The organism is Granulicella sp. WH15 (assembly GCF_009914315.1).
Classification (GTDB): domain Bacteria; phylum Acidobacteriota; class Terriglobia; order Terriglobales; family Acidobacteriaceae; genus Edaphobacter.
In genome coordinates, this window is the sequence record NZ_CP042596.1 from 3,391,304 (window position 1) to 3,413,047 (window position 21,744).

A 21,744-nucleotide genomic window follows, 5' to 3' on the forward strand; every position below is an offset into this window, starting at 1 on the left:
TCAACAGCATCGGTCCTCCTGCTGGTCAGAGATAAAGATTCTCGATCCCGACCAGCCGGAGGGCCAAAGAAGATCATTTACCCACACCACCCCGAGAACCGTACGAAGTACATGACAATTTCTGCACTTGATATCACCTCCATCCTCGAGACCTCCGGCTTCGACCACGCAGCCGTAAAGACCCACGCCCCCGGCCCCGAGGGCGCGCTGCCCATCACGCCCGAGATGCTGCTCACCGCGCCCTCGGGCAATCTCTTCGGCCTCTCGCAGAGCGCGGGCATGGGCTGGGACCCCGCCCGCCTGCTCGACCCCGAGTTCCTCATCCTGAGCACCCACGGCGGCCTGCGCGCAGCCGACGGCACCCCCATCGCCCTCGGCTTCCACACCGGCCACTGGGAGGTCGGCCTGCTCGTCGCCGAGGCCGCCCGCGAGCTGCGCAACCTGCACGCCGTCCCCTTCGCCGGGGCCGTCACCGACCCCTGCGACGGCCGCACCCAGGGCACCGAGGGCATGTTCGACTCGCTGCCCTTCCGCAACGACGCGGCCATCGTGCTGCGCCGCCTGATGCGCTCGCTGCCCACGCGCAAGGGCGTGCTCGGCATCGCCACCTGCGACAAGGGCCTGCCCGCTATGATGCTCGCGCTGGCATCCAGTGGCACCTACCCCAGCATCCTGGTTCCTGGAGGGACAACGCTGCTTCCAGACGGCGGCGAAGACGCAGGCAAGGTCCAGACCATCGGAGCCCGCTACGCCCAGCACCAGATCACCCTCGAGTACGCCGCCGAGATGGGCTGCCGCGCCTGCGCCTCGCCCGGCGGCGGCTGCCAGTTCCTCGGCACCGCAGCCACCAGCCAGGTCGTAGCCGAAGCCCTCGGCCTCTCACTGCCGCACACGGCGCTCGCCCCCTCCGGCCAGCCCATCTGGCTCGACGCCGCCGCCCGCTCCGCCCGCGCGCTGCTGCGCATGTTCCAGCTCGGCACCGGCACCCGCGACATCCTCACCGACGCCGCCATCCGCAACGCGATGGTCGTCCACGCGGCCTTCGGCGGCTCCACCAACCTGCTACTCCACGTCCCCGCCATCGCCCACGCGGCGGGCCTCACCCGCCCCACCGCCGAGGACTGGGCGCACGTCAACCGCCAGATCCCGCGCCTCGTGGACGCGCTGCCCAACGGCCCCAACGGCTTCGCCACGGTCCAGGTCTTCCTCGCCGGAGCCGTCCCCGAGGTCATGCTGCACCTGCGCGACGCGGGCCTGCTCGACACCTCCGTCCAAACCGTCAGCGGCTCCACGCTCGACGAGAACCTCAACTGGTGGCAACAGTCTGACCGCCGCCGCGAGCTAAAGGCCAAGCTCCAAACCCTCGACGGCATCGACCCCGGCCTGGTCATCATGTCGCCCGACACCGCCCGCTCTCGCGGCCTCACCGCCACGGTCTGCTTCCCCATCGGCAACCTCGCGCCCGAGGGCTGCGTCATCAAGAGCACCTCCATCGACCCCACCCTCATCGACGCCAACGAGACCTACCGCCACCGCGGCCCGGCCCGCGTCTTCCTCACCGAGCACGCGGCCATCGAGGCCATCAAAACCCACGCGCTCGGCGAAGGCGACGTCATGGTCCTCATCTGCGGCGGCCCCGCGGGCGCGGGGATGCAGGAGGTCTACCAGGTCACCTCGGCGCTCAAACAGCTCTCCTACTGCAAGCACATCGCCGTCCTCACCGACGCGCGCTTCAGCGGCGTCTCCACCGGAGCCTGCCTCGGCCACATCTCACCCGAGGCGCTGGCCGGAGGCCCCATCGGCAAGGTCCTCGACGGCGATCAAATTGAAATTGTCATCGACCGCGCTGCGCTGCACGGCACAGTCGACCTAGTAGGCGACGCCACCGGCCGCACCTTCACGCCGGAGGAAGGCCGCGCCATCCTAGCCGCCCGCCCATCGCGCCCCGACCTCGCCCCGCACCCGGCCTTGCCCGAAGACACCCGCCTCTGGGCCGCGCTCATCCAGGCCAGCGGCGGCATCTGGGGCGGCTGCGTCTACGACACCGACATGATCCTCGCCCGCCTGAACCAGCACAACCCCGTCCCTTAAGGGCACGGCTTCAGCCGTGCCGTCACCCCCGTTGGCCCCAAACATAAAATCTCATCACAAGCCCCAATTCCCCATCCAAGCATTGATAATCAGACCACTGAGTCCCACGAAAGGCCGCCAACCTTGAAACTCTTCCGCACACGCTCCGGCAACTTCCTCGAAGCAAACGGCAACTACTTCAAGCTCGAAGCCACCTGGGACAGCCTCATCGCCCACGACGATCTCTACGGCCACGCCGCGGCCATCGCCGCCAGCGCCCCGCGCTCCACCGAGTTCCATGAATCCGAGATCCTGGCCCCCGTCGTCAGCCAGGAGATCTGGGCCTCGGGCGTCACCTACTACCGCAGCCGCAACGCCCGCATGGAGGAGTCCAAGGACGCCGGTGGCGGCACCTTCTACGACCGCGTCTACACGGCCGAGCGCCCCGAACTCTTCTTCAAATCGACCGGCCCCAAAGCCGTCGGTACCGGCGCTCCGGTCCGCATCCGCAAGGACGCCACCTGGTCCGTCCCCGAGCCGGAGATGACCCTCGTCCTCAGCCCGCGCGGCAAGATCATCGGCTTCACCATCGGCAACGACATGAGCTCGCGCGACATCGAGGGCGAGAACCCGCTCTACCTCCCGCAGGCCAAGGTCTACAACGGAGCCTGCGCCGTCGGCCCCTGCATCTTCCTCTCGAACGGCCTGCTCCCCACCTCGACCACTATCTCCATCGAGATCCTGCGCGACGGCCAGCCCGCCTTCACCGGCGCCACCGCCCTCACCGAGTTGAAGCGCGATCCGCACACGCTCGCCGAGTACCTCTTCCGCGAGATGGACTTCGAGCACGGAGCCCTGCTGATGACCGGCACCGGCGTCGTCCCGCCCGACAACTTCACGCTGGCCTCGGGCGACGAGATCATCATCACCATCGACCACATCGGCACGCTGAAGAACACCGTCGCTTAAAAGCAAAACGGCCTGAGCCAAAGCCCAGGCCGTTTGCGTCTGCCCCCACCCTACTTCTTCGCCGCCAACTCCTTGTTCGGGCTCCAGTTGATAACGTGATACGTAGCCGGAGTCTTCCCGATATTGCGGAAGCCATGCAGGCTGTTCGAGGCATTGAAGACCACATCCCCCGGCCCCACCTTGATCCACTTTCCATCCGACAACGTCTCGCACTCGCCCTTGTCGATGATGATCAGCTCCTCGTTCACATGCCTGTGCGGAGGATGCGACAACAGCCCCGGATTCAGCGTGGTCACGTGCATCTCCAGCTCATCCACCGTGGCCGTGGGCTGCTTCACCAGCGAGCGCACCTCGCCGGTCGGCGTCTTGGTCACCTTCATCTCATCCCACTTGAAGACCGTCGGCCCCAGGATCGGCTTGGCTTCAACCGCAGCCCCAGCCACTCCCAGCGCACTCGCCGCCCCTAACAAACCCACCAGTACATCCCTTTTGGTAATCATCTCTTCCCTTTCGTAAAAGCTTATAAAGACTTGTCCTGCCGACCAGCGGGAGGCCCCATGCTCACGACCTCTCCCATGCCGCCCCGAGAACGGTACGAAGTACTACACCAGCACCTTCGGCAAAACATACGGAGCACGCTGCTTCCGCCACAGCATGTTATTCGCCTCGTCGTCGTTCTTGAACTTCTCGGAGACCGGGTCCCAGTACAGCTTGCGCTTCAGCACCATCGCCATATCGTGCAGCAGGCAGGTCGAGCACGCCCGATGCCCCAGCTCCACCGGCGAGATCGGCTCCTTGCGGCTGATGATGCACTCCAGCCAGTTGCCATGCTGCTCCTTGCTGTCGTACAGGTGAATCTCATCCGGCCCGATCACCGACTTGATGATCGCCGGATCGCTCGAAGCCAGCGCCGTATTGTCGTTCAGCTTAGCCACCGGATCGCTCTTGGTTACAGCTTCATTACCGCGCGAGACAAAGATCCAACCCTTCGTCCCGTAGAACTTGATCCCGTTCGGATACTCCCCGCTGATACTCATCCGGATGCCGTTCGCATACAGTGCCTCGGTCTTGAATGCGCCATGCACATCCCACAGCCCATGCGTCGGAAACTCCGCCGTGCCCCATATCTCGACCGGCCCGGAGTACTCCGTGTTCATGCCCCAGTGGGCGCTATCGACATGGTGCGCGCCCCAGCCGGTAATCATACCCGCGCCGAACTGCCGCATCCGCAGCCAGCCCGGTCGGTCATAGCCCTTCACGGGATGCACCCGATCCACCGTGTAGTACACATCCGGCGTCTCGCCCAGCCACATCTCGTAGTTGAACCCCGCAGGCACCGGCATCGGCGTCTTCTCGCCACCGGCCGGATCGCCGGGCAGTCCGATCTCCACCCGCTGCACCTCACCGATGCGTCCGTTCCGCACCAGCTCCGCCGCGTACCGGAACTGTGGCGTCGACCGCTGCTGACTGCCGATCTGGAGAATCCTCCCCGAAGCCTGCACCGCATTGCTCAGCGCGCGCCCCTCGCCAATCGTCAGCGACGCGGGCTTCTGCAGGTACACGTCCTTGCCCGCGCGCACCGCGTCCACGCCGATCAGCGAGTGCCAGTGATCCGGCGTGCTCACCACCACCGCGTCGATGTCCTTATTCGCCAGCAGCTCGTGGTAGTTCGCATACCCCACCGTGCCGTCGTAGGGCTTGCTCGACTTCTTCGCATAGAAGTCGTTCACAAACGCCTTGCCCTCGACCACGCGATGCGCATCGAGGTCGCACACCGCGATCACCCGCGCATTGTCGTACTGCATGATCCCCGGCAGATCATGCACGCGCGAGATGCGCCCCACTCCGATAGCGCCCACGTTGATCCGCTTGCTCGGAGCATACTGCCCAAACACCGACGCCGGAACGATCGTCGGAAACCCTACCGCCGCCGCCGCACCCAGCCCTGTCTTCAAAAAGCTGCGCCGCGAGACTCCATTCTCCGCTGCTTTCATCGCCATTCTCCTAGTCCTTCAACACCACATGCGTAGCGTTCTTCTGCGCCTTGATCGACAGCTCCGCCGCCAGCAGGCACTGTTCCTGATCCTGCGCCGTGTGCGTGCGGTTCACGATATCGGCCACAAACTGAGGCCCAAACGGCAGCGGCATATTGTTGCAGTCGATGTACCGCGCCTCCTTGCCATCGACGAGAAAGAGGTTATTGCCCTGCTTCTTCACCGCCACGTCCGTATACTTGCGGATCTCGATGTATCCCTCGGTCCCCAGAATGAAGAGCCGCCCATCGCCCCACGTCCCCAGACCGAACGGCGTAAACCAGTCCAGCCGCACATAGCCCAACCCCTTATCGCCGCGCAGCATCATGTCGCCGAAGTCCTGAAAGTGCGGGAACTTCGGATGCCGCACGTTCGTCACCTGCGAGGCCACCACCTCGGCCTGCTTCGAGCCCGTATAGAACAGGAACTGGTCCAACTGGTGCGACCCGATATCGCACAGGATGCCGCCGAACTGCACGTCATTCCAGAACCACGCCGGACGGCTGCCCATGCCGCCGCCCCAGTCTCCCGGCCGCTGGTTGATCTGGTGCGGCGCGATATTGATCGTCTGGATAACCTTGCCGATCGCGCCCTTCTGCACCAGCTCGCCCGCGTACACGGCGGCCTTCACCTCCAGCCGCTCGCTGTACATGATCGCGTAGATCCGCTTGGTCTCGGCAATTGTCTTGCGCACCTCGGCCAACTGTTCGAGCGTCGTAATCCCCGGCTTGTCGGAGAGAAAGTCCTTGCCCGCCCGCATCGCCCGCACGCCGATGCCCGCGCGCTCGTTCGCCTTCTCCGAGCTGAGCACCAACTGGATCGAGCCGTCGTGCAGAATCTCATCCTGTGTCTTGGCCATCTTCACGCCGGGATACCGCTTGGCGAACGCCGCCAGCTTGTCCTCCTCGTCGCCCCACGCGGCCACCAGCTCGCCGCCGCCCCGCTGTATGGCTCCGATCATGCCGTAGACGTGGTCGTGGCTCATGCCGCACACCGCAAACCGTATGTGGTGCTTCGGAGCCTCCTCAGCCTGTATCAGCACCGCATCCTCGACGACCCGGCCACTCGACGCCACATCCCCCAGCGCCATCGCGCCCTGCGGCATCGCTGCCATCATCGCGGCCGACCCCATCCAGCCTGCCTGCTTCAAGAAATCCCGCCGCCCCGTTGCTCGCTTCATCATCCCTCCGCATAGCCTCACCCGTGCGGAAAGAACTCGAGCCGTACGGCTACACCCGACGGCTCGATCTCAAAGGCACAATTACTATGCGACGCGAATTTATTCCCCTGACCGCATCGCTGTCAAGATACTTCCCACGGTTCGAAGCCAAAACGGGACGAGAGAGCCAATGGCGCGCCCTATACCAGCCTGGGACAAAGCCCCAGGTAAGCATCCTCACACGTGGACGAGGGCCGGAGGCCCGATCTATCGGTTCCCGCCGAGACCCTAGCCCTTACCCAGCGCCCCATCCTTCAACCGCCACAGCCCCAGCGGATTCGCATCCTGAAGCTCCGGAGCCAGCAGATCCTCGGGAATATCCTGATAGCAAACCGGCCGCAGATAGCGATCAATCGCCGTGGCCCCAACCGAGGTCGTCCGGCTGTCCGAGGTCGAGGGGAACGGCCCGCCGTGCACCATCGCGTAGCAGACCTCCACCCCGGTCGGATACCCATTCGCCAGGATGCGTCCGGCCTTGCGCTCGAGCACCGTCAGCAGCCGCTTGGCGACGGCCTTGTCTCCGCCGTCCATCTGCAACGTCGCCGTCAACTGCCCTTCCAGCCCTGCAGCGATGGACACCATCTCCTCCACGCTCGAACACAGCACGATCACCGACGAAGGCCCAAACAGCTCCTCGGCCAGGTGCGGATTCTTCACGAACTCCGCCGCCTCGGTCACAAACAGCGCCGGACGCCCCCGAAGCCCCGCATCCTCGGAAGGCTGCCCCTCGGCAATCTTCCTCAGCTTGCTATCCGCCGCCAGAGCTGCCGCGCCCTTCGCATACGCGCTGCAAATTCCCGCGTTGAGCATCGGAGTCGCGGGCTTAGCCGCCAGCCTCTCGCCCGCAGCCTTCACAAACGACTGCATCGCCGCACAGTCCACGCCAAAGACCAGCCCCGGCTGCGTGCAGAACTGCCCCGTGCCCAGCGTCGCCGAGTCCACAAAGCCCTGCGCAATCGCCTCCGCACGGGCTTCAAGCGCCTCCGGCAGCAGGAAGACCGGGTTCACGCTGCTCATCTCCGCATACACCGGAATCGGCACCGGCCGCTTGGCCGCAGCCTCCACCAGCGCCAGCCCGCCGCGCCGCGAGCCGGTAAAGCCCACCGCCGTAATCGCCGGATGCTTCACCAGAGCCTGTCCCACATCCATCGCGCTGCCGTGCACCAGCGAGAAGACGCCCTCCGGCAGCCCACTCTTCGCCACTGCACGCTGCAATGCCTTGCCGATCAGCTCCGACGTGCCCGGATGCGACGGATGCGACTTCACCACCACCGGGCATCCTGCCGCCAGCGCCGACGCCGTATCCCCGCCCGCGACCGAGAACGCCAGCGGAAAGTTGCTCGCGCCGAAGACAGCCACCGGTCCCAGCGGAATCTTCCGCAGCCGCAGGTCTTGTCTGGGAAGCGGTTTACGATCCGGCAGAGCCGAGTCCAGCGTCGCCGTCAGAAACCTCCCGTCGCGCACCACCGTCGCGAAGAGCCGCAGTTGCCCCACCGTGCGCCCGCGCTCGCCCTCAAGCCGTGGCCGCGGCAACCCGCTCTCGGCCATCACCCGCTCGATCAGCTCATCGCCCAGCGCCAGAATCTCCTCGGCCATCGCCTCCAGCAGCGCCGCCCGCTGCGCCAGCGGAGCCTCCCGATACACATCGAACGCCGTCGCCGCCAGCTCGCACGCCTCGTTCACCTGCTCCACCGAGCTATCCGGAAACACCGGCTCCATCGACTCGTTCGTCAACGGATTCAGCGCCATCACGGTTGAGCCCGTCCCCACCACCCCACGCGATCCGATCAGTGTCTCTCCGGTCAACTGCATGTCATCTTCTCCGTCTTCCACAAGATTTCGTCCCTACTGTCATATACCCCGCCGCCTACGCCTGCCAAGTTGGTCAGACCAGAGACGCCCTGCGGCCCTCAGGAATCAATAAGTTCGAGCCATGCACAAAATACCTTCACCCAATCATGGCATCATAAGCCGAAGGAGCAGCAGCCATGATGAATCGACGCAGATTCAACACTCTTCTGGCGGGCGCGGGGATCAGCGCAGCCAATCCCATCCCTGCGACCGCAGCCATCACCGCTCCGCAGCTTCTCCCTCTGGCCCGCAACGGCTGGATGCCGAACAACCCCGATCTCCCCGTACTGCTCTACCGCAGCGCCTTCGCCGCCGACCACCCCGACCTGGCCTCGGCCATGGAGACCACCTTCACCCGCAACGGCTGGCCCCCGCAGTGGCGCAACGGAGTCTATAGCTTCCACCACTTCCACTCCACCGCGCACGAGGTCCTCGGCTTCGCCGGAGGGTGGGGCCGCCTGGTCCTCGGCGGCGAGGGCGGCCACGAGCTGACCGTCCACGCGGGCGACGTTGCCGTGCTGCCCGCCGGAACCGGCCACTGCCGCCTCGACGCCAGCGCCGACTTCCTCGTCATCGGAGCCTACCCGCCCGGCGAGAGCTGGGACATCTGCCGTCAGGCCCCGGACGCCGCCACGCTCGCCCGCATGAAGCAGGTCCGCTTCCCGGCCTCCGATCCCGTCACCGGCGCGACAGGCCCGTTAGTCCAGCACTGGATCACCGGACGCCGCCCAGATTAAAGCCTCCCGTCAGCCGATAGAACCTCTCTGCCGACCAACGGGAGGCTCCATGCTATTCACTCGCCCATACCGCCCCGTGAACGGCACAAAGTGCTACTTCGAGCGCACCGCGATCACTTCGATCTCCACCAGCCCCCACGGCACCACCAGCGCCGCCACCTGCATCGCGCTGCGTGCGGGTTTATTGGGCTGCTCCTTCGTCCCGAAGAACTGGGTGTAGGCCGCCTGAAGACCGGCGAAGTCGAGCTGGTTGCCCTTGGCCGGATCGGCCGCAAGGAAGACCGTCATCTTCACCACGTCCTTCATATCGAGCCCCTGGCTCTTCAGCAGCGCCTTGATCTTCGTCAACGCCGAAAACGCCTGCGTCTTCGTATCGCCATAGACCGCCGGAGTTCCCTTGGCCGCATCAGCCGGAGTCACCGGATCGGCCAACTGGCCGCTGCAATAGAGCGTATCCCCCGCCCACACCGCGTCGGCGATCACCTTGCCCTCGGGCTGAATATGCTTCACCGTCACGCCCTGCGCCCGCGTCGCCAGCGGCATTGCCAACATCGCCGCCGCCATCACTGCCATGCCCAGCTTCTTCATCGCACTCTCCCTTGTAAGCTCTAAGCCGAAACCACCGACGAAGCCGCCACAGCCACCTTCGCCGACTTCACGCGCTCGCCCATCATCTTGATCGCGCGCAATGAGCTCTCCGCCGCGCCCTCCTGCCAGCCCACCCAGTGGCTCACATGATCGCCCACAAAATAGATCGGCCCATCCGGCTGCAAGAGCACGTCATAGCCGGGATTATCCCCCTTCGGCGTCATCTTCGGCTTCGGCTGTCCCGGCACCGCCAGCGCCCCCGGCGCGCGATCCTGCCCCGGCCCGTACGACTGAATCCACGATCCCTCGTTGTAAGGAATCTTGCCCCAGCCCACGTAGATCGGCTTCTCCAGCTCCTTGCCGTGCCCCGGATGCAGCTTCTCAATCGAGCCGCGCGAGGCGTCGAACTTCTCCGCCACCGTCAGCTTGCCGAAGTCGGACCGCCGCTCATCCGTATAGCCCGCCACCAGCACCCCGCGCTCGGAGAACATCCTGGCCGACGGAAACCAGATCGGGCTCGGCCCCTCGCTCACAAACTCGAGCCCGCCGTAGATGTTGTAGTCCTGCTCCCAGAACCGCCGCGACTCCCACGCCACCTTGTACGCGTGCGCATAGACGCACTCGTCGATGACCTTCTTGTACGGAGCCGAAAAATCATTCGGAATCTTCTTCAGGATCGACAGCGGCATCGCGCAGAAGCAGAACTCCGCCTCAATCGTCTTCGCCGCGCCGCCCTGCGTATAGCCGACGCGCACGCCCTTGGCCGTCTTGCGAATCTCCGTCACCGGCGAGTCGAACTTCACAATGCTCCCCAGTGACTTCGCAAACGCATACGGAATCCGGTCCATGCCGCCCACCGGCTGGAACATCGTCGCCTGCATGTCGAACGCCTCTTCGAACAGCAGCCCATCCCAGAACGAGGCATCGAGCAGCGTGTGCATATTCATCGGCAGGCGCAGCGTTCCCGCCTCCGAGCCCGCAGCCGGTTCCACCGCATACCCGGCGCGATCCGACCCGACATACTTGCCCGTCTCATCCAGCGGCCCATACTTGGCCAGAAACTCCAGCATCCGCTGGTGATCTTCCTTGCTCAGCTCCGCGTCCAGAGCGCCCGCGTTGATGCTCTTGGTCAGCAACTCGGCCACATGGCCGCGCGTGTCGTTGATCGCCTGCCGCTGCTCCACGGGCTTGCCGCCGTTGGCCTTGTCGTTCTCGAGCAGCGTGCTGCGCGAGGTATTCACCTCGATCTCAAGCTGAACGCCCAGCTCTTTGCAGTAGTTCAAGATATGCCGGTGCACTGACGGCAGCCGCGCCGGACCGACGTTCTGGTAGTTCCCCTCGTTGAAGGTACAGGTCTGAACCGTCCCATCGGTAAACGTAATCTTATCCCCACCGCGCACCGTCCAGTTGCGTCCGCCGGGACGCGACCGCGCCTCCAGCACCGTACATTCGTAGCCCAGCTTGCGCATCTCATACGCGGCCACCAGCCCCGCGATGCCGCCGCCCAGGATCACCACCTTCACGCCCTTGCCCGAACCCGGCGCGGCCTCGATCGGCGCCACCATCTCCGCCTTTGCGGGCAACATGCCCAGCGTCTGCATCGTCAGAAAGGCGGCGCTGAATCCGCCCGCCTGTCCTACCCTGGTGATAAACTCCCGCCGCGATACGGCCATAGTGACAGATCTCCCTCAACAAAAAGTACAAGATAAGAAACAGGTGCCGGTTGCCAATGCTGCATCGCGTGGAAGCAGATGGGTGAAGTTTGGGATTGATGAGATTTACTCTAACGTAAACAGGCGGCCAATAACCGCTAAATCGCTTCTGCATGAGCGAGGCCCCGAGGTTGTACCCTCGAAGCATGACCAAGCCACCCGGCGAGCTTGACCTTATCCGCCAGATTCAGTCCGGGACACGGCCCTCCGTGCGCGTGCCCCTGGGGATCGGCGACGACTGCGCGATTCTGCGCCCGCCACCGAGGCACGACGTGCTGGTCACGACGGACTTTACCCTCGAGGGACGACACTTCCGCCGCGACACGCACTCTCCGGAATCCGCCGGGCACCGCACTTTGGCACGCGGACTCTCCGACCTGGCCGCGATGGGCGCGACCCCGCTGGCAGCCTTCCTGTCGCTCGCTCTGCCCCGAGAGCTGCTCTCCACCGCCTCTGGCCGCACATGGTTCGCACGCTATTTAGCGGGTCTGCAGACGCTCGCCGCAACACACGGAGTCACACTGGCCGGAGGCGATACGTCCCAGTCACCCTCGCCCCACATCCTTGCCGATATCGTGCTCACCGGCACCGCGCCGCGCGGACGGGCGCTGCGGCGATCCACCGCGCAGGCGGGCGACAACCTCTATGTCACCGGCTCATTGGGCGGCGCGGCAGCCGAACTGGAGCGCCTCTTCGCCCATCCACCACAGCGCAAACCCACCTCGGGTGATCACCCGCAACTCTTTCCCGCGCCTCGGCTGGCCATGGGGCAGGCGTTGCTGCGGCGTCGGCTAGCGACCGCGTGCATGGACCTCTCCGACGGTCTCTCCACCGACCTGACGCATCTTTGCGAGGCCTCCGGCATCCGCGCCGAGATTCTCGCAACGGCGCTCCCCATGCATCCACAAGCAACGATAGAGCAGGCCCTCAACGGCGGCGAAGACTACGAGCTACTCTTCACAGCCTCTTCAACGACGCGTGTTCCCAGAAAGATCGCAGGCATCTCGATAACGCGGATCGGCAGAGTGTTACCTGTTCTCGCAAACACCCCACGCATCACACTGATTGATCAAACAGGAAAGCCGACCGCGGTGGCCGCAGCAGGCTGGCAGCACCTGGCCGAGATTCCTCCCCAGGCAAAGAGCAAGACGTAACGGAGATAAAAGGGAAGCCTTAGGTCGAGTTGCCCCATCCGTAACACCAAGTACCCCCACGAAGCCTGGCTCTGGCACGCAACCCAAAACACCCGACACAAAAGAACTTTTGCCGTTGCCTGTTCTTTTGGTTGTCATTCAGGAGCGAAGCGGAGGAATCTGCTTCTGTCTTTGTTGTTGCTTTTGCTTCTGGGGTAGGTCCGGGCTTTGGCCCGGACATCAAAACCAGCCACAGAAGCGGGCTTTAGCCCCCGAGGTATGCTTTCTTCTCCTACCCCAGAGCGCCCGAGTAAACCCCATGCCTCAAACTCGAGGCATGGGGCACCCGCATCCAGATCAACCGGCGACAACGATCTCCGAGAAGTCAGCAATGCCCGAAAAATCCCCCAGCACCTTGCTGAGCAGCGCCAGACGGTTGGCCCGCACCGACTCATCCGGAGCCATCACCATAACTGCGTCGAAGAAGGCGTCAACCTGTGGCCGCAGCGTGGCGATGGCCTCAAGCGCCGTGATGTACTTCCCTTCACTCCGCAGCGTGGAGACCTGCGCCGCCAGCGCCTCAGAGCGAGTGGACAGCTCACGCTCCGAAGGCTCGACCAGCAGCTCCGCCGAGACCGAAGCCCCCGCAGCAACGCCCTTCTCCGAAGCCTGAGCAAGGATATTCTTCATCCGCTTGAACGCCGCCGAGACCGCCGTAAAGTCGTCCGAGCCACGCACCGCCGTAACGGCCTCGGCACGAGCCACGGCGTCACGCACATCGTCCCCACCGACGGCGAGCACAGCCTTCACCACATCGTAAGACTGCCCCTTGGCCTCGCGCAGATAGAACTCCAGCCGCTCGCCAAAGAAGCTCAGCATCTTGCCGTCAGCCGCTCCCGCAGCCTCGGCAATCTCGCTCAACGATAGCGGAACCGCACTCTCTGCCAGCGTCTTCACGATGCCGTTCGCAGCGCGACGCAGCGCAAAAGGGTCTTTCGATCCAGTAGGCTCAAGCCCCAGGCCGAACATGCCCGCGATGGTGTCAGCCTTGTCCGCGATGGCCAGCAACTGGCCCTCAGCAGTACGGGCGATGGAATCGTCCATCGACTCTGGCTTGTATTGATCGTAGATCGCATCGGCGGCCTTCGCTTGTTTCAAGCCCTGGGCACGCGCGTAAAGACCACCAATAATCCCCTGAAGCTCAGTAAATTCCTTTACTAGCTCAGTGGTTAGATCAGTTTTCGCCAATCTGGCAGCGTCATATAACGCGTTATGATCTACTTCAAATCCATCATTAGCGGCACGATCAGCCAAGCGTCTGCAAAGCTCGAACACGCGTTCGCTCTTCTTCGCATAGCTGCCGAGATCCTTCTGGAAGGTGACGTTCTCAAGCAGCGCCACCCGCTCCACCAGCGGCACGCGCTGGTCGAACTCCCAGAAGAACCGGGCATCGTTGAACCGCGCCCGCAGCACGCGCTCGTTGCCGTGCCGGATCACCGCCGTCCCGGCCTCATCGGCCACCGTGTTGAGCACCGCCAGGAAGTACGGCGCCAGCTTGCCCGACGCATCATCCACCGCAAAGTAGTTCTGGTGATCGCGCATCACGGTCACCAGCACCTCCTCGGGCAGCGCCAGGAACTCCGGGTCGAAGCTGCCCAGCAGCACCGACGGCCACTCCGTCAGGTGGGTCATCTTGTCCACCAGCGCGTGGTCCTCGCGCCACCGCATACCGTCCACCGTCCGGCAAACTTTGTCCAGTGCCTTGCGGATCGTCTGCCGCCGCTTCTCCACGTCCACCGCCACCGACGCGCCTTCAAGCACTCCCTCATACGAGTCCGCCGAGGTAAGCTTGATGGCCTCATCGCCGAAGAGCACGCGATGCCCAAAGGTCACATCCGCAGCCTCGTAGCCCGCGAAGGAGACCGGCACGACCTCATCGCCCAGCAACGCCACCATCCAGCGCACGGGCCGCACAAACCGCTCCGGCTTGCCCAGCCGCCAGTACATATTCTTGGCCCAGTAGATGCCGAGCAGCTCCTTCGGCAGCTCCGCCATGATGACCGCGCGGGCGTCCTGACCGGGCTTCACCGCGGTCGCCGCCAGGTACTCGCCCTTGGGCGTGGTCACGGTCTTCAGCTCCTCGACCGCAACGCCAGCCTTCTTCGCAAAGGCCACCGCAGCGGGCGTAGGCACGCCGTCCTTGTAGGCGATCTTCACCGCCGGTCCCGTCAACTCCTCGGCCAGCTCCGGCTGCTGCAAGAGCACGCCGCGCACGCGCACAGCCAGCCGCCGTGGCGTGGAGAAGCTCTCACCAGCCGCACCCGGCGCAACCAGCCGCTCCCGCTCCAGCATCGCGACCACGCGCCGCTCCAGCTCCGCCTGGGCCGCAGCGATCATCCGCGCAGGCACTTCTTCGAGTCCGATCTCAAACAGAAAATCCGCCATACACCTCATCCAATCTCAAAAACCGTAAGCCTGTTAGCCGACCAGCTCCATCGGAGCCGGGCTTACCAGCGCACCCTGCGCCGCGTAGACCTTCGCCACTCCAACGATCAGCGCCCGAATCCGCGCCATCACGCCCACGCGCTCGGTCACCGAGATCGCGCCGCGCGCATCGAGCAGGTTGAAGAGCTGCGAGCACTTGAGCGCCAGCTCATACGCGCCCAGCGTGGGGAAGCGCTTCAACGTCAGCGCGTCCATCTCCTCGAACCCCTTGGCCCGTTCGAGCAACCCCAGGCACTCGGCCTCGTACAGCTCAAAGTGCTTCCACAGCGAGCTGACATCGGCGTAGTCGAACCCGAAGGCGGAGAACTGCTCCTCCTCGGCCAGACGCATCTCGCCGTAGGTCACCTCACGGCCAGTGTCCGGCTCGACGGCCCACACGATGTCGTAGATCGAGTCCACATCCTGCAAGAAGCCCGCGATGCGCTCGAGGCCGTAGGTAATCTCGCCCGAGATCGGGTCGAGGTCCATGCCGCCGCACTGCTGGAAGTAGGTGAACTGCGTGATCTCGAGTCCGTCGAGCATCACCTGCCAGCCGACGCCCCAGGCGCCGCCAACGGGCCACTCCCAATTGTCCTCTTCGAACTTGATGTCGTGCTCTTTGAGGTCGATCCCGATGGCCTCGAGCGACTCGAGGTACATCTCCTGGATACGCACCGGTGGCGGCTTCAGGATGACCTGAAACTGGGTGTGGCGGAAGAGCCGGTTGGGGTTCTCGCCATAGCGCCCGTCGGCCGGGCGGCGCGAGGGCTGCGCATAGGCGATGCGGACCGGCTTCGGCCCGAGCACGCGCAGGAACGTGTCCGGCGACATGGTGCCGGCCCCGACCTCGACGTCATACGGCTGCTGCAAAACACATCCGCGCTCGGCCCAGAACCGCTGCAGGGTAAACAACAGTTCCTGAAAAGTGAGCGCCTTCTTTCCTGCCTTGGAGACCATCAGAAGATTCTAAACGGCTCTAGACTTCAACGCTCGCCCCATTAAGGGCATGGCTGAAGCCGTGCCCTTAATCCGGTCTCCCTTACAGCGCCCGAGCACACACCAGACGTCGCTCCAGATGTCGCTCCAGCATGGCCACGGCGAAGCGTCGCAGCTCCCCCACACGCGGCCAGCTCTCAGTAGCCAGCTCCTTCACCGTGCCGCGAAAGATCCTGCGCGCGTCGTCCACCGCCCCGGCCGAAAGCCCCACCGCTCCGTTGCGGCGGTCGTCCGCGCAGGTCACCCCGTCGCTCGTGGGCGAGTAAAAGACCGTGCCGCCGCGCAGGTCCAGCCCGCAGAGACTACAGTGGCCCAGCTCCGGCATCCAGCCCATCAGCCGGATCATCCACAGGCAGAAGTAGGTTACCGGCAACGCCACCGAGCCAACACGAATCTCCTCCAGAACCGCCAGAGCGAGCCGGAAGACGGCATCCTCGGCGGCCTGCTCGGGCAGAGCCTCCTCGATCACCTCGGCCACCAGTTGCAAGCCAGCCGTGCGGTAGTAGTCGATGGCTCCCGTCAGCGGCGAACTCAGAATCTCGAAGGAGTCCAGCCGCATCAGCTCCTGCTTCGGCTTTTCGACGTAGTGGGCGCGGACGTACGTCATAGGCTCGAGCGCCCCACCAAAGCGCCTGCGGCTGCGCATGGCATGGCGCGCCACGCCCTTCACCCGCCCCTGCTCGCGCGTAAACAGGCTCACCAGCAGGTCGGCCTCGTGGAAGGGCCAACTCCGCAGTACGATCGCCTCGCCGGTGTGCTGAATCATCGTATCCCGATCATCTTTTTTGTCCCAAAGCAAAGCGCGCGGCCGATGAGGGCCGCGCGCTGCTGAATCTCGAAGGACTAACGGCCGAAGTGCGCCGCGTTCTTCTCCTGGAAGGCAGCCCACTTCTCGGGCAGATCGTCAGCGGCATAGATTGCCGAAACCGGGCAAACCGGCACGCACGCGCCACAGTCGATGCACTCGACCGGATCGATGAACAACTGGTCCGCATCGCCGTGGGCACCCTCATCCTTCTTGGGGTGGATGCAGTCCACCGGGCAGGCATCCACGCAAGCCGTATCCTTGGTCCCGATGCAGGGTTCCGCAATCACATAAGCCATTTCCAAACTCTCCTTAAAATTCGCCGACTTAAGCCGTCAGAAAAATTCGCTGACTTTCTGTCGTTAGATCCTGATTCTACCAGCACAGGACGGCCTTACCGCAAATGGAACCCAGCCACGAAATACGACTATTTCGGGCCTATTTCGCGGCTTCGCGCCTCGCCTTGAACTCCGCGGCGCTCGGAATCGCGCTCATCGAGCGGCCCGCGAACATATCCGCGAACAACTCCTTCAGCTCCTCGTGGATCAGCCCGTTCGTCGCCAGGATCTCGCGGCTGTCCAGCGTGAACTTGCCTCCATCGAAGTGCGTGATCGTGCCCCCTGCCTCTTCCACCAGCAGGTATCCGGCCGAGGTGTCCCACGGGTTCAGCCCGAACTCCCAGTATCCGTCTAGCCGCCCACAGGCTACGTAGGCCAGGTCCAGTGCGGCCGATCCTGCCCGGCGCACACCGTGCGAGCGTAGCGTGATCTCCTGGTAGAAGTGGATATTCGGGCTCTCGTGCCGCTTCTTCGAGGGGAACCCGGTGGCCGTCAGCGCCTCTTGCAGCATCCTCGTCTTCGAGACGGCGATGCGGCGGCCGTTCAGCCACGCGCCCTTGCCCCGCTCGGCCTGGAACATCTCGTCCCGCAGAGGATCGTAGATGACCCCCGCGGCCATCTCGCCGTCCTCATCCGGCTTCGTACCGGCGGGCCGCTGCTCCAGCCCCAGCACCACGCAGAAGGCCGGGAAACCGTGGGCAAAGTTCGTCGTGCCGTCCAGCGGGTCCACGTACCAGCGAAACTCTCCGTCGAGCCGCTCGCGAGTGCCCTCTTCGCCGTAGATGCCGTGCCCCGGAAACGCCGCCGCCAGCCGCTCCATGATGAGCTTCTCGCTGGTACGGTCGGCCACCGTCACCAGATCGACATCGCCCTTATACTCGGTCTCGACGCCCTTCTCGTAGAACCCGCGCAACAGCGCCCCAGCCTCGCGCGCGATCTCCGCCGCCACCCCTGCGTACTCGAAGTTCTCCACTTGTCCCCCTGGTGCTTCTAAATCACTTCCCATTCGCATAGTATCCGGTTCGATATCGCAAGCCGTACTTGGCGGCCAGTCCGGGGTCCTTCATCCGGATCGAGATGCTGCGAAACGACGTGTCTCGGCCCCGCTGCGGCGCGTAGTAGCCCAGCACGTACTGCGTCCTCAGATCGTCGGAGACCTTGGCCAGCGCGGGCGCCAGATCCTTGGCATCGTTCACGTAGTAGTACTTGCCGCCGGTGTCCATGCCGAACTGCATCAGCGCGTGCTCGCCGCCCGTATTGCGGCCCGCGTCCGCCTCGATGGGCACGATAATCAGCGAGTAAACCAGCACCCCCGCCCGCTGCGCCTGCTCGAGCGCCTGCGTGTAGCGCACACCCTTCACGGTGTCGCCGCCGTCGGTGACCAGCACCAGCACCCGCCGCCGGTTGTTCGCCGCAGAGGTCTCGGCCAGCCGCTGCGAGGCCAGATACACCGCGTTATACAGGGCCGTGGCGTCACCGTGCTCGATCGACCCCAGCCCGGCCTCGATGCGGCTCTTGTCGTTGGTAAACGAGACCACCTCGCGCACTGTGTCCGAGAAAGTCATCACGTCCATCTCGTCCTGATCGCGCAGCAGAGCCTTGACGAACTTCTTCGCGGCCTCCTTCTCCAGATGCTCGTTGCGCAGGATGCTCTCGCTGCCGTCGAGCGCCAGCACCACAGAGAGCGGCGACGTGGACTCCCGCTCGAAGATTGCGATCTTCTGCGGCTTGCCGTCTTCGAAGATCTCGAAGTCGTCCTTGCCCAGTCCACCCACCGGAGCGCCCGTCGCGTCAGCCACGTTCAACGCCACGTTTACCAGCCGCGTCTCCACGTGCAGCGTCTGGAGCGGCAGGTCCTGGTTCGGCTGCTGGCTAGGCGCTCGCCGCTCAATCGGAGCCTGCCCCCAAGCGATCCCAGCCGCCAACATCATCCCCGCAATCGCGAAAACCCTCACTCCTCTACCCCAGCCACCAGCGCCTCGGGGAACGGCTCGCCATCCGCCCAAACAGCGCCATCCTCAAACGTCTCTTTCTTCCAGATTGGCACCTGCTTCTTCAGCGTATCGATCAGCCAGCGGCAGGCGTCAAACGCCACGCCCCGATGCGCCGACGCCACCACAATCAGCACGCTCGACTCACCAATCTTCAGCCGCCCTAGCCGATGCAGCATCGCCACATCGCGCACTCCGAACCGCTCCACCGCCTCCGTCGCAAGCTGTTGCATCTGCGCCAGCGCCATCTCGCGGTAAGCCTCGTAGTCCAGGTACAGCGTCTTCCGCCCGCGCGTGTTGTCGCGCACGATGCCGTCAAAGACGCACACCGCGCCATCGGCTCCGGCCTTGATCTCGTCCATTACCGCGGTCGTGGGCAGCACGGTATCCAGAATCTCAACGCGCATTGCACTCCAATCCCCCGCTCACCGGTGGCAGCAGAGCCACCTCGTCGCCGTCGCGCAACACCGTCGCCTGCCCGGCGTACTCGCGGTTGACGGCCACGGCCAGCGCGGTCCACAGCTTCGTCTCGTTAGACGACCGGCTGCGCAAAAGGCTCAGCAGGGCCGCTACATCGGCCCCCTCGGCCAGCTCGACCGTCTCCCCCGCGCCGCCGAAGAACTCCTTCAACACCCCGAAATAAAGCACCGCGATCCGCACCCACCTATCCTACCAACCCCGCCCCGGCGGCCTGTTCTGAATGACGATCACGATTCGCAGGAATCCGCACATGCCCCTGCTACAATTCGCGCAAATTGCCCCAGCCCGCGGAGGAAACGATGGCTAAGAAGACCACCAGCAAGGCCCGTTCGAGCAAGAAGACCCTCACCGTCAAGGCCTATCGCGGCGACAACAAGACGCTGCTCGCCTTCGATCTCGCCGACGCGGCCAACGCCACCAATCTGGCCGGATTCACCATCGCCTGCCAGCCGCCGGGCAAGCCCAGCTACTACCTCTTCAACGAGCTACAGTTCGAGACTCCCGGCGACCACGCCCAGGTCGCCACCGAGCCGCCCAACTCCAGCGTCAACGCTCCTATCCACAAGTTCCGCTGGGTCCACTTTCCCGGCTACAACCACCAGGGCACCCAGCCCGCGACGGGCCTGTACACCTACACCGTCACGCCGCGCTACTTCGACGAAAACCAGTCCATGCAGCCGATGGACCCCACGCTCAGCGTCAGCGTCAAGTCCGTGGTGGACTTCTTCCAGAAGGGCAGCCTCAGCCTCGGCTTCACCCGCGGCTACATGCAGTCCGAGGCCTTCGTCCACCACTTCGGCCTCAAGGCCACCATCAAGCCCAAGGACGGCCCATTGCTCTTCAAGACCAACCAGGTGGCTGGGACCGACGCCGAGGGCAACACCCATACCTTCGCCGAGGAGTACGCCTGGATGGGCTCGTCCGCACAGGTCAAGATCTTCGACCTGCTCAACGAAGTGCTCGCCGACAAGACCCTGCAGCTGGATATGTTTGCTTACGACCTCGACGAGCCGGACCTGATGACGATCCTGCTCGCACTGGCCAAACAGGCTCGCATCCGCATCATCCTCGACGATGCCTCGCTGCACACCAACAAGGCAGGCACCACGCCCGAGGACCAGTTCACCGCGCTCTTCACGAAGGCTCTGCCGAAGTCTGCCGACCCCGCGCAGGCAGGCATCGTGCGCGGCAAGTTCAGCCGCTACTCGCACGATAAGGTCCTGATCGTCTCGAAGAATGGCACGCCAATCAAGGTGCTCACCGGCTCCACCAACTTCTCGGTCACCGGCCTCTACGTCAACGCCAACCACGTACTGCTCTACGACGACGCCACCGTCGCCGCCAAGTACGAAGAGGTCTTTGCGCTGAGCTGGACGAGCAAGACCTCCACCAAGCAGTTCGAGGCCTCGCCGCTCTCCTCGGCTACGCCCTTCGTCTTCAAGTCCAAAACTGTGCCCGAGACCCACATCACCTTCTCGCCCCACAGCACGTCCGATGAGGAGACGGTTCTAAACAACCTCACCGCCCGGATCGAGCAGGAGGCAGCAAAGAAGTCCGGCGGCAGCGTGCTCTTCGCGGTGATGCAGCTTGTCGGCGGCGGGCCGGTCTACACGACGCTCAACAACATCCACACGCAGCAGAACATCTTCAGCTACGGCATCTCGGACGACGCCTCCGGCACCACGCTGTACGCACCCGACAGCACGACGGGCGTGCTCGTCACCGGCAAGCCCGGCAAGACGGAGCTGCCTCCGCCCTTCGACCAGGTGCCCATTCCGCCGGGGCACGAGATCCACGACAAGTTCGTCGTCTGCGGCTTCAACGGCGATGCCCCGGTCATCTACTGCGGCTCGTCGAACCTGGCCGCCGGAGGAGAGCAGGAAAACGGCGACAACCTGCTGGCCGTCTACGACGCCGACGTCGCCACAGCCTTTGCCATCGAGGCGCTGGCGCTGGTGGACCACTACAGCTTTCTCGATCGCTATGCGACTCCCAAGACGTCCAAGAAAAAGTCGGCTACAACGGCCCTCGTGCAGAAGCAGCCGCGATCCAAACAGCAAGCGGCGGTGCAGGCAAAGATGTTTCTCTCGACGGACGACGGATGGACGAAGTCGTACTACGACCCCAACGACCTGCACTGCATGGAGCGAGAACTTTTCGCGTAGCACTTCGTGCGGTTCTCGGGGCGGTACGGAGAAGTTAGCTTTTAAGAGCCTTCCGCTGCTCGGCAGCGAGTTTTTCTTTCCGACCAGCGGGAGGACCACGCGAAGCAGTAAAAAGGCGTGCAAACGCCCGCCCTCCGCGTAGGAGGCTCGTCCGGCAGGACAATGCTTTTGTC

The 21,744-nt window shown here is 64.3% G+C and carries 19 protein-coding genes; 5 read left to right on the forward strand and 14 right to left on the reverse strand.

Annotation, left to right across the window (positions count from 1 at the left end; all coding sequences use genetic code 11):
- Nucleotides 1-111: 111 nt before the first annotated feature.
- A complete protein-coding gene (locus tag FTO74_RS14030) occupies nt 112-2,091 on the forward strand; it encodes a YjhG/YagF family D-xylonate dehydratase (RefSeq protein WP_162538703.1) in 1,980 nt (659 codons plus the stop codon).
- 123 nt (nt 2,092-2,214) lie between these two features.
- Nucleotides 2,215-3,039, forward strand: a complete 825-nt coding sequence (locus FTO74_RS14035; RefSeq protein WP_162538704.1) for a fumarylacetoacetate hydrolase family protein — start codon at nt 2,215-2,217, stop codon at nt 3,037-3,039.
- 50 nt (nt 3,040-3,089) lie between these two features.
- Here the strand turns inward: FTO74_RS14035 and FTO74_RS14040 are convergent, their stop codons facing one another.
- The 4 genes from FTO74_RS14040 to FTO74_RS14055 form a co-directional block, all read right to left on the reverse strand.
- Nucleotides 3,090-3,539, reverse strand: coding sequence for a cupin domain-containing protein (locus FTO74_RS14040; protein ID WP_162538705.1), 450 nt, complete (start codon nt 3,537-3,539; stop codon nt 3,090-3,092).
- A 102-nt stretch (nt 3,540-3,641) separates the two neighbouring features.
- Nucleotides 3,642-5,039, reverse strand: a complete 1,398-nt coding sequence (locus tag FTO74_RS14045) for a Gfo/Idh/MocA family oxidoreductase (RefSeq protein WP_255462281.1) — start codon at nt 5,037-5,039, stop codon at nt 3,642-3,644.
- Between the two features lie 4 nt (nt 5,040-5,043).
- Nucleotides 5,044-6,255, reverse strand: a complete 1,212-nt coding sequence (locus FTO74_RS14050; RefSeq protein ID WP_174242229.1) for a Gfo/Idh/MocA family oxidoreductase — start codon at nt 6,253-6,255, stop codon at nt 5,044-5,046.
- A 264-nt stretch (nt 6,256-6,519) separates the two neighbouring features.
- Entirely contained in the window at nt 6,520-8,103 is a 1,584-nt protein-coding gene (locus FTO74_RS14055) for an aldehyde dehydrogenase (NADP(+)) (RefSeq protein WP_162538706.1), read from the reverse strand.
- Nucleotides 8,104-8,279: 176 nt separating this feature from the next.
- Between FTO74_RS14055 and FTO74_RS14060 the strand changes: the two genes are divergently transcribed.
- The gene (locus FTO74_RS14060) at nt 8,280-8,879 is read left to right on the forward strand and encodes a cupin (RefSeq protein WP_255462282.1); all 600 of its coding nucleotides are present in this window, start codon (nt 8,280-8,282) and stop codon (nt 8,877-8,879) included.
- 93 nt (nt 8,880-8,972) lie between these two features.
- On the opposite strand, the gene FTO74_RS14065 is transcribed toward FTO74_RS14060, so the two are convergent.
- Both FTO74_RS14065 and FTO74_RS14070 read right to left on the reverse strand, forming a co-directional pair.
- Nucleotides 8,973-9,467: a RidA family protein gene (locus FTO74_RS14065; protein WP_162538707.1), complete on the reverse strand. Its 495-nt coding sequence runs from the start codon at nt 9,465-9,467 to the stop codon at nt 8,973-8,975.
- A gap of 20 nt (nt 9,468-9,487) precedes the next feature.
- Complete coding sequence (locus tag FTO74_RS14070; RefSeq protein ID WP_162538708.1) at nt 9,488-11,140, reverse strand: FAD-dependent oxidoreductase; 1,653 nt, start codon at nt 11,138-11,140, stop codon at nt 9,488-9,490.
- Nucleotides 11,141-11,325: 185 nt separating this feature from the next.
- Here FTO74_RS14070 and thiL point away from each other — a divergent pair, with 185 nt between their 5' ends.
- Nucleotides 11,326-12,333, forward strand: coding sequence for a thiamine-phosphate kinase (gene thiL / locus FTO74_RS14075; protein ID WP_162538709.1), 1,008 nt, complete (start codon nt 11,326-11,328; stop codon nt 12,331-12,333).
- A 336-nt stretch (nt 12,334-12,669) separates the two neighbouring features.
- Here thiL and glyS read toward each other — a convergent pair whose 3' ends face one another.
- The 8 genes from glyS to FTO74_RS14115 all read right to left on the reverse strand — a co-directional run bounded on the left by glyS (nt 12,670) and on the right by FTO74_RS14115 (nt 19,574).
- The gene (gene glyS, locus FTO74_RS14080; protein ID WP_162538710.1) at nt 12,670-14,757 is read right to left on the reverse strand and encodes a glycine--tRNA ligase subunit beta; all 2,088 of its coding nucleotides are present in this window, start codon (nt 14,755-14,757) and stop codon (nt 12,670-12,672) included.
- A 33-nt stretch (nt 14,758-14,790) separates the two neighbouring features.
- Nucleotides 14,791-15,753 (reverse strand): glycine--tRNA ligase subunit alpha, encoded by a 963-nt coding sequence (locus FTO74_RS14085; protein ID WP_162538711.1) that lies wholly within the window; start codon nt 15,751-15,753, stop codon nt 14,791-14,793.
- Between the two features lie 82 nt (nt 15,754-15,835).
- On the reverse strand, nt 15,836-16,558 hold the full coding sequence (gene recO, locus FTO74_RS14090; protein ID WP_162538712.1) for a DNA repair protein RecO: 723 nt from the start codon (nt 16,556-16,558) through the stop codon (nt 15,836-15,838).
- 77 nt (nt 16,559-16,635) lie between these two features.
- Nucleotides 16,636-16,896 (reverse strand): ferredoxin family protein, encoded by a 261-nt coding sequence (locus FTO74_RS14095; protein WP_162538713.1) that lies wholly within the window; start codon nt 16,894-16,896, stop codon nt 16,636-16,638.
- Nucleotides 16,897-17,035: 139 nt separating this feature from the next.
- Nucleotides 17,036-17,941, reverse strand: coding sequence for an inositol monophosphatase family protein (locus tag FTO74_RS14100; protein ID WP_162538714.1), 906 nt, complete (start codon nt 17,939-17,941; stop codon nt 17,036-17,038).
- Entirely contained in the window at nt 17,931-18,890 is a 960-nt protein-coding gene (locus FTO74_RS14105) for a VWA domain-containing protein (RefSeq protein ID WP_255462283.1), read from the reverse strand. Before FTO74_RS14105 ends, FTO74_RS14100 begins: the two co-directional genes overlap by 11 nt.
- Nucleotides 18,887-19,333, reverse strand: a complete 447-nt coding sequence (locus tag FTO74_RS14110) for a molybdenum cofactor biosynthesis protein MoaE (protein WP_162538715.1) — start codon at nt 19,331-19,333, stop codon at nt 18,887-18,889. Before FTO74_RS14110 ends, FTO74_RS14105 begins: the two co-directional genes overlap by 4 nt.
- A complete protein-coding gene (locus FTO74_RS14115; RefSeq protein ID WP_162538716.1) occupies nt 19,323-19,574 on the reverse strand; it encodes a MoaD/ThiS family protein in 252 nt (83 codons plus the stop codon). Before FTO74_RS14115 ends, FTO74_RS14110 begins: the two co-directional genes overlap by 11 nt.
- A 131-nt stretch (nt 19,575-19,705) precedes the next feature.
- Between FTO74_RS14115 and FTO74_RS14120 the strand changes: the two genes are divergently transcribed.
- A complete protein-coding gene (locus FTO74_RS14120; RefSeq protein ID WP_162538717.1) occupies nt 19,706-21,571 on the forward strand; it encodes a phospholipase D-like domain-containing protein in 1,866 nt (621 codons plus the stop codon).
- The last annotated feature ends 173 nt before the right edge of the window (nt 21,572-21,744 follow it).